The organism is Olsenella uli, assembly GCF_016899935.1.
Classification (GTDB): Bacteria; Actinomycetota; Coriobacteriia; order Coriobacteriales; family Atopobiaceae; genus Thermophilibacter; species Thermophilibacter uli_B.
This window is the reverse complement of sequence record NZ_JACJJK010000006.1, coordinates 104,106-117,815: the sequence shown is the minus strand read 5'-3', so window position 1 is coordinate 117,815 and position 13,710 is coordinate 104,106. Positions and strand designations below refer to the sequence as shown.

The 13,710-nt window shown below is 69.4% G+C and carries 13 protein-coding genes; 11 read left to right on the top strand and 2 right to left on the bottom strand.

Translation table 11 applies throughout. From position 1 onward, the window contains the following. Positions 1–28: 28 nt before the first annotated feature. The 7 genes from H6A07_RS07015 to H6A07_RS06985 all read left to right on the top strand — a co-directional run bounded on the left by H6A07_RS07015 (position 29) and on the right by H6A07_RS06985 (position 6,066). Positions 29–643: a uracil-DNA glycosylase gene (locus H6A07_RS07015; RefSeq protein ID WP_204814220.1), complete on the top strand. Its 615-nt coding sequence runs from the start codon at positions 29–31 to the stop codon at positions 641–643. Continuing rightward, positions 644–1,123, top strand: coding sequence for a tRNA (adenosine(37)-N6)-threonylcarbamoyltransferase complex ATPase subunit type 1 TsaE (tsaE, locus tag H6A07_RS07010; protein ID WP_204814219.1), 480 nt, complete (start codon positions 644–646; stop codon positions 1,121–1,123). 149 nt (positions 1,124–1,272) lie between these two features. Further along, positions 1,273–1,698 (top strand): Fur family transcriptional regulator, encoded by a 426-nt coding sequence (locus H6A07_RS07005; RefSeq protein ID WP_204814218.1) that lies wholly within the window; start codon positions 1,273–1,275, stop codon positions 1,696–1,698. A 63-nt stretch (positions 1,699–1,761) separates the two neighbouring features. Further along, on the top strand, positions 1,762–2,349 hold the full coding sequence (locus H6A07_RS07000; protein WP_204814217.1) for a rubredoxin-like domain-containing protein: 588 nt from the start codon (positions 1,762–1,764) through the stop codon (positions 2,347–2,349). Next, a complete protein-coding gene (locus H6A07_RS06995) occupies positions 2,349–2,807 on the top strand; it encodes a DUF3783 domain-containing protein (RefSeq protein ID WP_204814216.1) in 459 nt (152 codons plus the stop codon). The genes H6A07_RS07000 and H6A07_RS06995 overlap by 1 nt, the downstream gene beginning before the upstream one ends. A gap of 282 nt (positions 2,808–3,089) precedes the next feature. Beyond that, positions 3,090–5,525, top strand: a complete 2,436-nt coding sequence (gene tsaD / locus H6A07_RS06990) for a tRNA (adenosine(37)-N6)-threonylcarbamoyltransferase complex transferase subunit TsaD (protein WP_204814215.1) — start codon at positions 3,090–3,092, stop codon at positions 5,523–5,525. Position 5,526: 1 nt separating this feature from the next. Next, on the top strand, positions 5,527–6,066 hold the full coding sequence (locus H6A07_RS06985) for a methylated-DNA--[protein]-cysteine S-methyltransferase (protein ID WP_275100623.1): 540 nt from the start codon (positions 5,527–5,529) through the stop codon (positions 6,064–6,066). A gap of 235 nt (positions 6,067–6,301) precedes the next feature. On the opposite strand, the gene H6A07_RS06980 is transcribed toward H6A07_RS06985, so the two are convergent. Further along, positions 6,302–7,588 carry an L-cysteine desulfidase family protein gene (locus tag H6A07_RS06980; RefSeq protein WP_204814214.1) on the bottom strand — a complete coding sequence of 429 codons (1,287 nt, stop codon included), beginning with the start codon at positions 7,586–7,588 and terminating at the stop codon, positions 6,302–6,304. 208 nt (positions 7,589–7,796) lie between these two features. On the opposite strand from H6A07_RS06980, the gene H6A07_RS06975 reads away from it, so the two are divergent. The 3 genes from H6A07_RS06975 (at position 7,797) to H6A07_RS06965 (ending at position 10,833) form a co-directional block, all read left to right on the top strand. Then, positions 7,797–8,720, top strand: coding sequence for a transporter substrate-binding domain-containing protein (locus tag H6A07_RS06975; RefSeq protein ID WP_204814213.1), 924 nt, complete (start codon positions 7,797–7,799; stop codon positions 8,718–8,720). An 87-nt stretch (positions 8,721–8,807) separates the two neighbouring features. Next, entirely contained in the window at positions 8,808–10,055 is a 1,248-nt protein-coding gene (locus H6A07_RS06970; RefSeq protein WP_204814212.1) for an amino acid ABC transporter permease, read from the top strand. A 1-nt stretch (position 10,056) separates the two neighbouring features. After that, the gene (locus H6A07_RS06965; protein WP_275100622.1) at positions 10,057–10,833 is read left to right on the top strand and encodes an amino acid ABC transporter ATP-binding protein; all 777 of its coding nucleotides are present in this window, start codon (positions 10,057–10,059) and stop codon (positions 10,831–10,833) included. Between the two features lie 99 nt (positions 10,834–10,932). On the opposite strand, the gene H6A07_RS06960 is transcribed toward H6A07_RS06965, so the two are convergent. Continuing rightward, entirely contained in the window at positions 10,933–11,613 is a 681-nt protein-coding gene (locus H6A07_RS06960) for a zinc ribbon domain-containing protein (RefSeq protein WP_204814211.1), read from the bottom strand. A 154-nt stretch (positions 11,614–11,767) separates the two neighbouring features. On the opposite strand from H6A07_RS06960, the gene H6A07_RS06955 reads away from it, so the two are divergent. Further along, on the top strand, positions 11,768–13,708 hold the full coding sequence (locus H6A07_RS06955; protein ID WP_204814210.1) for an NAD(+) synthase: 1,941 nt from the start codon (positions 11,768–11,770) through the stop codon (positions 13,706–13,708). Positions 13,709–13,710: the final 2 nt, after the last annotated feature.

Below are 13,710 nucleotides of genomic sequence, written 5' to 3'. Positions count from 1 at the left end.
CGCCGCCGAGAGAAGGGGGCTCGACCTCATGTCCGTCATGCACATACCCGGCCACGAGCATCAGGGGCCGCGCGAGGTCACGCTGCAGGAGATCCGCGACCTCATGGGCAACTGCCAGCTCTGCCCGCTCGGGGCCACGCGCACGAACCTCGTCTTCGGCGTGGGCAACCCGCACGCGCGCGTGATGTTCATCGGCGAGGGGCCCGGGCGCAACGAGGACCTGCAGGGCGAGCCGTTCGTCGGCGCCGCCGGCCACAAGCTGGACGCGCTTCTCGGCTGCGCGGGCCTCACGCGCGACGAGATCTACATCGCCAACGTGGTGAAGTGCCGCCCGCCCGGAAACCGCAACCCCAAGCCGGAGGAGATCGAGGCCTGCGCGCCGTTTTTGCGCGAGCAGATCCGATCGATCTGGCCTGACGTGATCGTGTGCCTGGGCAACTTCGCCTCGCAGTTCGTGCTGCGCACGAGCGCGGGCGTGACGTCGCTGCGCGGCCAGCTCTACCAGACCGGCCACTTCACCGTGTGCCCGACGTTCCACCCGGCGGCCTGCATCTACCACTCGGACTGGCAGCCGCTGCTGGAGGCGGACCTCAAGATGGTGGGCGCGTGGCTCGCGGAGCACCCGGCCGGGACGGAGGCGTAGATGGGCGAGCGGAGCTTTCGCACGGGCTCGCGCGAGGAGACGATCGCGCTGGGCGAGCGGCTGGGCCGTGCGCTCGTCGCTGGGGACGTGCTCGTGCTGACCGGCGACCTCGGGGCGGGCAAGACCCAGCTCACCAAGGGCATCGCGGCGGGCATGGGCGTGGAGGCCGACGTGACGAGCCCCACGTTCACGATCGAGATGGTCTACGAGGGCGCCGAGATGCCGCTCTGCCACTTCGACCTCTACCGGCTCGACTCCGCGGAGCAGCTGGAGGACACCGGCATCTTTGACGTGCTCGGCGCCGACGGCGTGTGCGTGATCGAGTGGGGCGAGCAGTTCGCTGACGAGATCGGCGACGCGCGCGTGGACGTCTTCGTGACGCGCCTGGACGATGAGGCCGCGCCGGGCGAGGAGCCCCCGCGCGAGGTCCGGCTGGTCGCGCACGACGCCCGAGGCGACGCCCTTCTCGCCAGCCTGTAAATTGGGGACAGGTTCTTTTTTACAGAAAACTTTTATGTGAAAAGGAACACGTCCTCTTTGGCACCCCTTTGACAGAAAATGAGAGAAATTCTCAGTTGATACTCAGTCTCACTATGCTATGATTCCCTCAGACGAGAGGGAGGTGGGACATGCCAGCGAGAAACACCGTGCAGCGCCAGGTCATCGAGGGTGCGCTGCGGCGCCTTGCCAACCATCCCACCGCCGACGACGTCTACGAGGCCGTTCACGCGGAGCACCCCGGCATCGGACGGGCGACCGTCTATCGTACGTTGGGGAGGCTCGCCGACGAGGGCGCGATCGGCCGCGTCCGCATCAACAACGGCGCCGACCGCTTTGACCACCAGACGTTCGCCCACTACCACGTGCGCTGCACGCACTGCGGCCGGGTGGACGACGTGATGGTCCCCGTGCTCGACGAGGGCGCGGAGCGGGCGGCGGAGCGCACCTCCGGCTACCGGATCTGCGGCCACACGCTGCAGTTCGACGGCGTGTGCCCCGCGTGCCAGGCGGCCGAGCGGCAGGACGAGGCATCAACGGCCCGGGCGAGCGCCTGAGCCGCGTGCATAGGAGAGGGGCGGGGCCGCGGCTCCGCCACCGACAAACGAGGAGGTTTCACGATGGACAAGTGGGTCTGCAAGGTCTGCGGTTACATCTACGAGGGCGCCGAGCCGCCGGCGGAGTGCCCGGTCTGCAAGGCTCCCGCGAGCCAGTTCGAGAAGGTCGAGGGTGAGCTCAAGCTCGCCGCCGAGCACGAGTACGGCATCTACGCCAAGACCGTGAAGGACAACCCCGACATCTCCGACGAGGACAAGGCCTACATCCTCGAGCAGCTCAAGGCCAACTTCACCGGCGAGTGCTCCGAGGTCGGCATGTACCTCTGCATGGCGCGCATCGCGCACCGCGAGGGCTACCCCGAGATCGGCCTTTACTGGGAGAAGGCCGCCTACGAGGAGGCCGAGCACGCCTCCAAGTTCGCCGAGCTGCTGGGCGAGGAGCTTGAGCCCAACATGAAGGCCGACACCAAGGCCAACCTGGCCTGGCGCGTCGACTGCGAGTTCGGCGCCACCGCCGGCAAGACGGAGCTCGCCGCCTGCGCCAAGAAGAACGGCCTCGACGCCATTCACGACACCGTTCACGAGATGGCTCGTGACGAGGCCCGCCACGGCAAGGCTCTCAAGGGCCTGCTCGAGCGCTACTTCGGCTAATGGCCGGCCGGCCCAGGAAGAAGGCCGCCGGATCCGCCCGATCGAAGAAGGTCAAGCCCTCAGGGCCCGTGCCGTGCGCGGTGCTCTGGGGGCTTGACCCCTCTGGCGAGAAGGGCGCGGCGGTGCGCGGGGTCCTGCGCGAGATGGGCGTGGTGGCGCGGACGGCATTGCCGGAGCGCCTGGGGGACGCGGCGGGTGCGTTCGCGCGGCTGCCGGGGTTCCGGCCGGCGCCCGTGCCGTACGCCGGGCCGGCGCCAGTGGCGGATGAGTTCGTGCTGCTCTGCGGCCTGACGGACGCGCAGGTGAACGAGTTTCTCGCCCACTCGCGCGAGGCGGGGTGCGTGGTGGGGCACAAGGCGCTGCTCACCAAGGTCAACCGCGCCTGGCCGCTCGCGAAGCTCATCGAGGCGGTTGTCGCCGAGCACGCCCAGATGGGCGGCGGGGACGGCGCCGCGTAAAAAACTGCCGACTTGGCAGAGACTCGGCCGCCGGTCTGCACAAAAGGCCCGACTTGGCAGGGCGCCGGCCTGCCGGGCGAGCCGCCAACTGGGCGTTCTTCTCGCCCACTGCACAAACTAGCCGACTTGGCAGGCGATTCTCTGCCAAGTCGGCATCTTTGTGCGCGCCACCCCGCGCATCTCTGCCAAGTCGGGCCTTTTGTGCAGCTGATGGCGCGCTCCCGCCATGCTGCGATTTGACTACACTAGACGAGTTGAACCTCCGAGCGAGAAGAGCTGTGAATGGCCGAGAAGATCATCCTTGCGCTGGACACGTCCACGGACATGCTGGCCTGCGCCGTCGGGCGCGTGGGCGCGGACGGTGCCGTGGAGGTGCTGTCCTCGCGCGACCACCTGTGCCGCCGGCGAGCCAACGTGGAGCTTGTGACCACGGCGCAGGAGGCGCTCGCCGAGGCGGGCCTTGCGATGGGCGACCTCGATGCCGTGCTCGTGGGGCGTGGCCCGGGCTCGTTCACGGGCGTGCGAATCGGCATCGCCACGGCCAAGGGCCTCGCGTGCGGCGCGGGCCTGCCGCTCTACGGCACCTCGGCGCTCGATGCGATGGCGTGGTCCGCGCATGCCGCCGGCGCGCGCGGCACGCTCGCCGTGGCGGGAGACGCCATGCGCGGCGAGGTCTACCCCGGCATCTACGAGCTGGACGAGGCCGGCGCGCACCGCACCTTTCCGGCGGAGACCGTGCTCAAGGCGGACGCCTGCGTGGCCGCCTGGGCGGAGCGCGCGGACGCGGCCGAGCTCACGCTCACGGGCAACGGCCTGGTCAAGTACCGGGCGCGCTTTGAGGCGGCGGGTCTGACGTCCTTCTCGCCCGAGGAGGCGTGGTATCCCACCGGCGAGGGGCTGCTCCGCGCCGCCGTGGAGGCCGGCGTCTTTGACGGTCCCGCCGCGCAGCCCGGCGATCCGGCGCTGGTCCTGCCCATCTACACGCGCCTCTCCGATGCCGAGGAGGCCGAGCGCACGAGGTTGGGCCTCAAGGCTCCGGCGACCGTGGAGCTCACCGGCGTGGACGACGCGCTCGCGGGCATCCACCTGCAGCTGCGCCCGATGACGCTGAACGACACTGCCGCGGTGGCCGCGCTCGAGGCCGCCGCCTACGAGGGCTCCGCGCACACGCCGTGGACGGAGCGCATGTTCTACGAGGAGCTCTCCCAGCCCGGGCGCAGCTGGTGGGTCGCGCATGACCAGGGTCGGGTCATCGGCTTTGCGGGCGGCGTGCTCGCGGGGGCGGACTTTGAGGTCGAGGAGGTCGTCGTGGACGCGGCGCGCCGGCGCGAGGGCATCGCCACGCGCCTGGTTGCCCGCGTGGCCTACGACGCGCAGATGCTCGGCGCGCAGACGATTTCCCTTGAGGTGGACGAGAAGAACGGGCCGGCTCGTGCCCTCTACGGCGCGCTCGGCCTCGCGGAGGAGGGGCGGCGCCCGGGCTACTACGGCGCCGGCCACGACGCCCTCATCCTGCGCGCCCCGCTGCCGCTCGCGGCGGACGCCGTGATCGCGACCGGCCGTCCGGAGCCGGCGCCGTCCATCCGCCCGTGGCCGATCGAGGCCGCGTCGCGCACGCCCGAGGCCACGGCCGCGCTCGCCGCCGCCGGTCCGCTCATCCTTTCGATCGAATCCTCCTGCGACGAGACCGCCATGGCCGTGACGGACAGCCACGGCGTGGTCTGCGCAAGCGTCGTGGCCACGCAGATTGACTTTCACGCGCGCTTTGGCGGCGTGGTTCCCGAGATCGCCTCCCGCAAGCACACCGAGGCCATCGTGGGCGTCTTCGAGGAGACGCTCGCGCGCGCCGGCGAGCACTTTGGCGTGGACACGCTGACGCCGGCGGACCTCGCGGCCGTGGGCGTGACGGCGGGCCCGGGTCTCGTGGGCGCGCTCGTGGTGGGCGTGGCCTTTGCCAAGGGCCTCTGCGCGGCCGCTGACCTGCCGCTCATTGCCGTGCACCACCTCGAGGGCCACCTCATGGCCAACCTCTTTGAGACGCCGGACCTCGAGCCGCCCTTCGTGGCGAGCATCGTCTCCGGCGGCAACACCATGCTCGTCCACGTGCGCGCCTGGGGCGACTACGTACTTCTGGGCGCTACGATCGACGACGCGGTGGGCGAGGCCTTTGACAAGGTGGCCAAGGCGCTTGGGCTGGGCTATCCCGGTGGCCCCGTAATCTCCAAGCTCTCCGCGCAGGGCAACCCCAAGGCCATTCACTTCCCGCGCGCGATGCTGCACAGCGGGGACTACTCGTTCAGCCTCTCTGGTCTCAAGACCGCCGTCATCACCTACATCGAGGGCGAGAACCGCGCCGGGCGCGCCATCAATCTGCCCGACCTTGCCGCGAGCTTTGAGGCGGCCGTGATCGACGTGCAGGTGGCCAAGGCCGTGACGGCGGTGGAGGAGACGGGCGTCTCCGACTTCTGCGTCGGCGGCGGCGTGGCGGCCAACCCGGGACTCCGCGCGGCGTACAAGCGCGAACTCGAGAAGCGCGGCGTGCGCGTGACCGTGCCGCCCATGCGCGCCTGCGGTGACAACGCGGCCATGATCGGCATCGCGGCCCTGCGGAGCTACAACGCCGGGTCCTTCTCGCCCCTCACGCTGGACGCGGACCCCAACGCGCCTTTGGGAGCATGGGCCACCCCCAACGCCCCGGTTCCGCCCACGTGGGAGTGAGATGTTCGTCTGCGACTACGAGTCCCCTCTTGGGCGGATGCTGCTCGCGGCCGATGATACCAGCCTGACGGGCGCATGGTTCTATGGCCAGCGCTCCTTTGCGCGTGGGCTGGAGGATGCCGAGAAGAACGTGGAGGCCGAGGCGCCCGCGCTGGCGGCCGCGCGCCGCTGGCTGGACGCGTACTTCGCGGGCGGGCGTCCCGATGTTGCGGACATGCCGCTGGCCCCGCACGGCACCGCCTTCCAACGTCGCGTGTGGAATGCGCTTCTCGCCATCCCGTACGGGGAGACGCGTACGTACGGCGAGCTTGCAGCTGCGCTGGGTTCGTCGCCGCGCGCCGTGGGTGCTGCGGTGGGCAAGAACCCCATCAGCGTGATCGTTCCCTGCCACCGCGTGCTCGGCGCGAACGGCTCCCTCACCGGCTACGCCGGCGGCCTCAGCCGCAAGCGGGCCCTTCTCGAGCTTGAGGGCATCCTCCCGTCGCCGTCCGCCAAGAATCCCGAGCTACGCGCGCCCGGGTTGATGTCCTCGCGCGCGTAGCTCGGGAAACATGTCCAAAAGACCATAAATCCCGACTTGCGCACCCTTCTCGCCGTGCGTAACTCGGGATTCGTAGTCGCGCCGACCTCAGACGTACGTGCAGGCTAGGATTCTCGCCCAAGGTGCCTAACGCCACCGGCGGTTTGCCGACAAGGCCCTCCGCGAGTTCTTGCCGCGCGTTTTGCGGCAAGCTGTCCGAGCGCCGGACCTTGTCGCCCGGCCGCCCCATGGCGACCTAGCACGCGCCGGACCCGCACATGAGGGAGATGATCGTCCGGTCCGTCTCGCGCATGCCCTGCGCCGCGAGCACGCCTACGTTGCGGATCGTGTTCTCCACGCCCTTGACCACGATGCCGTCGCCGCCGTAGAACTGCTTGCCCTGTTGCTGCATCTGCATGCCCAGAAGCCCCGCCTCCACCGCGCTCGCGATCTTGGCCGCGCAGCTCGCCTTGGCGCCGTCGCAGACCATGCCGGAGTCGATGGCGATCGCGTTCACCACGGTGTGCGCCACCTCGTCCGCGCGCCCGCCGTGGAGGTAGGTGATGCCGGCCGCCGCGCCCGCGCCCGCGCTCGTGGCGCCGCAGTAGGCGGAGAGCCGGCCGATGCCGGTCTTGAGGTGGATGGTCACGAGGTTTGACACCACGAGCGCGCGCAGCAGCTCCTCGTGGGAGACGCCCAGCTCCTGCGCGTAGACGATCACGGGGACGCTCGCCGTGAGGCCCTGGTTGCCGCTGCCGGAGTTGATGACCACCGGCAGCTCGCAGCCGCCCATGCGCGCGTCGGAGCCGGCGGCCGCCCAGGCCTTGGCGCGGTTGGCCACGCCGTCGCCGTACGCGGAGAGCAGAACGCTGCCGATGTTGGCGCCCCACTCGCCCTCGAGCCCCTCGCGCGCGATGGCCATGTTGCAGGCGATCTGCCGGCCCAGGACCTGCTTCACGTCCTCCAGGTCCACCGCGCCGGCAAACTCGACGATCCTCTCGATGGAGAGGTAGCTGCGGTCCGTGCCGGCGTCCTTCTCGCCTGCGGTCTCCTCGAAGGGCTCGCTGAGAAGGACCTCGCCGTCGCGCTCCACGCGGATGACGTTGGTGTGCGAGCCGGCGATCTCGCAGAGCGCCGTGTGGCCGCCGGCCGAGACGCGCACCTGGATGTCGAAGATCCACGGCCGCTCGCTCGGCGCCACGGCGACCTCGTGCTCGGCGAGAAACGCATGCATCTCCTCGATCTGCTCGGGCGTGACGCCGGCCAGGACCTCGAGCTGGGCGTCCGCGTCTCCGGCGACCGCGCCCGCCGCGGCAGCCGCCTCGATGCCGCGTGCGCCGCCCGTGTTGGGCACGACGACGCTCTTCACGTTCTTGATGATGTTGGCGCTCGCGGCCACCTCCACGCGCTCGGGCAGCGCTCCGAGCGTCTGGCGTGCGAGCGCGGCGCAGTAGGCCACGGCGATGGGCTCGGTGCAGCCCATCGCGCAGACGAGCTCCTCCTCGAGAATGGCGACGTAGGCGTCGTAGGTTTCCTGGTCCATGAAGGCCTCCTGGGCGACCCGTTACGGCGGTGTTTCTCAGCAGTCTATCAGCTCGCGGTCCTTCTCGCCCCACGCTATTCTGCTGACGTGCGCGTAACTTTCTCGCATCGGGCCGTGTGCCGCGGCCCGCTTGCAAGGGGGAGGGGAATGGGTCCCCTCCGGTTGCGTCGCGCGGAAGGGGATTACCACACAAGGGAAAGGAACCACCATGAAGGCCACCCCGCACGTGTACGTATCTGACAGAGTCTCTCGCCGCGACTTCCTCAAGCTCTCGAGCCTCGTGGCGGGCATGGGAGGCGTGATGGTCCTTTCCGGCTGCGGCCCCGCCGCGCAGGATGCCACCACCGATGACGCCGCGATCGACGACGCGGCCGCCGACGCCGGCGAGGCCACGCTCGGCGACGGCGCGACCCTGCGCGTTGGCATGGAGGCGGCCTACGCCCCGTACAACTGGCAGGTCTCCGAGGAGTCCGAGTACACCATCCCCATCGAGAACGTCTCCGGTGCCTTTGCCGACGGCTACGACGTCCAGGTGGCCAAGATGATCGCCGAGGGCCTGGGCATGGAACCCGTGGCCGTGAAGCTCGACTTTGCCGGCCTGATCGACGCGCTCAACACCGGTCAGATCGACATCGTCTGCGCCGGCATGTCCGTCGACCCCGACCGCGCGCAGTCCGCGGACTTCTCCGACTCCTACATCGACGACGACATCGTGATGATTACCACCAAGGATTCCGCCTACGCCGGCGCCACCACTTTCGCCGACCTCGCGGGCGCCTCGATCATGGGCCAGGCCGCCACGATGTACGACACCGTGATCGACCAGATCCCCGACATCAACCACATGACCCCGGGCGAGACCGTGCCCGTGGTCGTGGAGAGCCTCGCCTCCGGCACGAGCGACGTCATCACCTACTCGATGCTCTCCGTGCCCAAGCTGCTGGAGACCTACCCCGACTTCGTGGAGCTCGAGATGACCGACAAGTTCGAGGGCTCGGTCATGCCCGACAACGCGGCCATCGCCAAGGGCCAGGACGCGGCGCTTGAGAAGATCAACGAGATCATCGGCGGCATCCCCGAGGACGAGCGCCAGCAGATGTGGAACGACTGCATGGACCGTCAGCCCGCGTAGCGACGGCACACAATCACGTAAGATGAGGGGCGCACGCCGCAGGTGACGGCGTGCGCCCGCACGCATGAAACGAGAAGGAGAGAGAACATGAGCTCTGCCCCCTCAGGAGAGCCGACGACGAGAAGACCGCGCGGTCGCGTGGCCTCGTTCTTCCTTGACGACCATCGCTACGTTCTTCTCGGAACGAGCGCGGCGGCCTTCGTGGGCATGCTGCTCTCGAGCTCGCCGCGCCCCGCGATGAGCTTTCTGGCCCAGGCGTTCACGGTCGAGCTGGTGATGTACTACCTGCTCGTGGCATGGCTCGTGGTGAGCGCCGTCGCGCTCGTGGTGAAGCTCGTCAAGTGGCGCGACTACGCGTCCGTCTCGCCGTTTGCCAAGCCCGCCGTGCGGCGCGTGCTGCGCTGCGCGTCCTACGTGGTCTGGGCGATGGTGCTCGTGCTCTTTGTGGACCGCGTGGTCATGGGCGTGGCCTCCGCCTGGAACGTGGCCGTGGCGGCCGCCAGCATGGCCAACCCCAAGCGCCCGGAGCCCATGCTGGAGAGCATGTGCTACATCCTCTACCAGGGGCGCGACACGTTCTTCACCGGTCTTGTCACCACCGTCGAGCTGGCCGTCTTTGGTACCGTGATCGCGTTTTTCCTGGCGCTGCTGCTGGTCTTTGCGCGCATCCAGACCGTCGACCGGCCGGACAACGACTTCGTGCGCTTCTGGAAGGTCGTGGGCTCGGGCTTTGCCAAGGTCTACTCCACCGTGGTGCGCGGCACGCCGATGATGGTCCAGGCCATGATCATCTACTACGGCGTCTTTGGCATCCTGCGCATGACGGCGCTCACCACCACGCAGATCAACGGCATCTGGACGACGTTTCTCGCCGGCCTGGTGACCATCACGCTCAACTCCACCGCCTACATGATGGAGGTCCTGCGCGGCGGCATCGAGTCGGTGGACAAGGGTCAGGCGGAGGCGGCGCGCTCGCTCGGCCTCTCGCAGTGGCAGGCCATGGCCAAGGTCGTCTTCCCGCAGGGCATCAAGTACTCGATCCCCGGCCTCTCCAACGAGCTCGTCATCAACATCAAGGACTCGTCGGTGCTCTCCGTGATCGGCACGTTTGACCTCATGTTCGCCACCACCACCGTGGCCGGCATCTACTACCAGCAGTTCCAGACGGCCCTCATCTCCACGGTGGCCTATCTCATCCTCACGATGGTGGCGTCGTGGCTGCTCGGGCGTTTTGCGCGCCGCTTTGACGTGAAGATGGAGGCCGTCGGCAGCACGTCGGACCAGCCCGTGAAGGCGCAGCTCATCAAGGCCGAGAACGACAGGACGGAGCACTAGCATGTCTCACACCGCAACGGCAGGCGCCGCCACAACGGCCGCCGAGCCCATGGTCCGCATCGAGGGCCTGCGCAAGTCCTTCGGCAGCCTGGAGGTCCTGCGCGACATCAACCTCGACGTCATGCCCGGTCAGGTGGTCACGATCATCGGCGCCTCGGGCTCCGGCAAGTCCACGCTTCTGCGCTGCATCAACCTGCTCGAGACGCCCGACGCCGGCCACGTGTGGTTCCACGGCGCCGACCTCGCGGCCGAACACGTGGACGTGAACCGCCTGCGCGAGAAGATCGGCATGGTGTTCCAGGGCTTCAACCTGTTCAACAACATGAACGTGCTCGACAACTGCACGCTCGCGCCCGTGACGCTCAAGAAAATGGGCAAGGCCGAGGCCGAGGAGGTCGCTCTGCGCCACCTGGAGTCCGTGGGCCTCGCGCAGTTCGCGCGCGCGGACGTGAACAACCTCTCCGGTGGCCAGAAGCAGCGCGTGGCCATCGCGCGCGCCCTCTGCATGCAGCCTGACCTCATGCTCTTCGACGAGCCCACCTCGGCGCTCGACCCGGAGATCGTGGGCGAGGTGCTGGAGGTCATGCGCCGACTGGCGGCCGAGGGCATGACGATGGTCGTGGTCACGCACGAGATGGCCTTCGCCAAGAACGTCTCCGACGAGGTCGTCTTCATGGACAAGGGCGTCATCGCCGAGAAGGGTGCGCCGTCGAAAATCTTCACGGCGCCCGAGCACCCGCGCACCCGCGAGTTCCTCGCCCGCTACCTCGAGGGGTAGCGACCGGTCGAAGACGCGCCGAGAGACAGGGGCGCCGCCGCGCGAAGGAGCAGTTGCTTCGCGCGGCGGCGCCCCTTTTGCGTCCGGACTTGCAGGAAGCTACTTCTTGGCGGCGAGGTTGTTCAGCACGATGAGCGCGACGCCGGCGATGAGGGAGAGGTAGGTGCCAGCGCCCACGACCTCGAACGCCTCGAGGCCCTCAGCGGCGATCATCAGGCCCACCAGCCAGAGGAGGACGTCGAGACAGACGAGGGAGCCGGCTGCCGTGTGGAGGGCGGCGGGAACCTTCGCCACGAGGCCCTGGACATCAGGGGAGGGGACGAGCGCGGCCACGCGGACGACGGCGGAGAGCACGCAGACGATCATCGACACGATGACGAGCACGTTGAGCAGGCCCAGGAAGAACGTGACCATGCCGACCTCGGAGCTGCTGCTGCCGCCGAACGACGACGCCAGGCCCGCCAGGCGGCCGACGTAGTCGTTCATCTGGCCGACGGTCAGCTCCATCGACGCGCCAAAGCCCGACACCGTGAGCCACGGCTGGTTGAGGAAGACGACCGCCAGGACCGCGACGACGGCGGCGATGAGGCCGTAGACGTTCACGCCCGACGCGCCCCGCGCGCCCGCAGGCGAGAAGGGCTGCTGGGGAGGCACGAAGGGACCCGGGGTCGGGGCGCCGCCGGCGGGCGCTCCGGTGGTCGGGGCGCCCAGGGGAGCGCCGCACACCCCGCAGAACCGCGTGCCGTCGGGCTGCTGGTTGCCGCACTTGGGACAGAACATGAAGACTCCTCTCGTTCGGATGGCCTAAGTATGCGACTTTCAAGTTTGTCGCGCTCGCGTCAACGCGTGGTCGGACGGCGCGCATGGTACGATTTTGGCGGTCGGCGAGAAGGGCGGCGCGCCCGCAGGCGCGTCGCGCGAGAAGGGGACGCAGATGAGGGATGGGTTCGTCAAGGTCGCGGCGGTGACGCCGGAGGTTCGCGTGGCGGACGTCTCCTTCAACGTGGACGCCTGCATGGCCGCGGCGCGCCGGGCCGCCGAGAATGACGGCGCCGTCGTCATCGTGCTGCCGGAGCTCGCGATCACGGGCTACACCTGCGAGGACCTCTTCTGGCAGGAGGCGCTGTTGCGCGCCGCTGAGCGCGGCCTCGCGGACTTTGCCGCGCGAACCGCCGACCTCGACGCGCTCCTGCTCGTGGGCGTGCCCATGCGTGCGGGCGGCAAGCTCTACAACTGCGCGGCGGCCGTCTCGCGCGGGGAGGTCCTGGGCCTGGTGCCCAAGACGCACATCCCCACCTACAACGAGTTCTACGAGGGCCGCCACTTCGTCCCCGGCCCCGCCGAGGTCACGCTCGTCTCGTTCGCCGGCAACCCGGACGTCCCCTTCGGCACGGACCTGCTCTTCGCCTGCGAGGAGCTTCCCGAGCTCGTGGTGGCGGCGGAGATCTGCGAGGACCTCTGGGTGCCGGCCCCGCCCTCGGTCGCGCACGCTCAGGCGGGCGCCACGCTGATCTGCAACCTGAGCGCCTCCAACGCCGTCGTCGGCAAGGCGGACTACCGCCGCGAGCTGGTGCGCGGCCAGAGCGCGCGCCTCGTCTGCGGCTACGTCTACGCGAGCGCCGGCGCCGGCGAGTCCACGCAGGACCTCGTCTTCTCCGGACACGACCTCGTGGCCGAGAACGGCCGCCTGCTCGCGGAGGGCGCGCCCTTCGGCAGCGGCTGCGCCGTCTCCGAGGTCGACGTGCGCCTCCTGGCCCAGGAGCGCACCCGCATGTCCTCCTTCGAGGCCGCGCCCTCGCCCGAGGCGGCTGGCTACGCCGTGGCGTCCTTCTCCCTCGGCGCGGACGTCGCCGTGCGCGAGACCCCGCTCACGCGCTGGGTGGACCCGCACCCCTTCGTGCCGTCCGACGCCGCCCGCCGCGCGGAGCGCTGCGAGGACGTCTTTGCCATCCAGGCTCACGGTCTCGCCAAGCGCCTCGCGCACACGCGCTCCCGCCGCGCCGTGATCGGCCTCTCCGGCGGGCTGGACTCCACGCTCGCCCTGCTCGTGACCGTGCGCGCCTTCGACCTGCTCGGGCTCGACCGCGCGGGCGTCGTGGCCGTGACCATGCCGGGCTTTGGCACCACGGACCGCACCTACAACAACGCCTGCGAGCTCGCTCGGACCGTCGGCGCAGAGCTGCGGGAGGTCAGCATCGCGGCCGCCGTGCGCCAGCACTTCGCCGACATCGGCCACGACGAGGCCGTCCACGACGTCACCTACGAGAACTCCCAGGCCCGCGAGCGCACGCAGATCCTCATGGACGTGGCCAACCAGGAGGGCGGCCTGGTCATCGGCACCGGCGACCTCTCCGAGCTGGCCCTCGGCTGGGCCACCTACAACGGCGACCACATGTCCATGTACGCGGTCAACGCGAGCGTGCCCAAGACGCTGGTGCGCCACCTCGTGCGCTACGTGGCGGACACCTGCGGGGACGAGGCCGAGAGGACCGTTCTTCTCGACGTGCTGGACACGCCGGTCTCGCCGGAGCTCCTGCCCGCGACGGGCGACGGCCAGATCGCGCAGAGGACCGAGGACCTCGTGGGTCCCTACGAGCTGCACGACTTCTTCCTCTACGAGGTGCTGCGCCGCGGGACCAGCCCGGCCAAGGTCTACCGCCTGGCCCGCTACGCCCTGGGCGAGAAGTACGACGACACCACGATCCTCTCCTGGCTCAAGGTCTTCTATCGCCGCTACTTCGCGCAGCAGTTCAAGCGCAGCTGCCTGCCGGACGGGCCCAAGGTGGGCTCGGCGGCCGTGAGCCCGCGCGGCGACCTGCGCATGCCGTCGGACGCCTGCGCGACGCTCTGGCTTGCGGAGCTGGAGGCGCTGTAGGG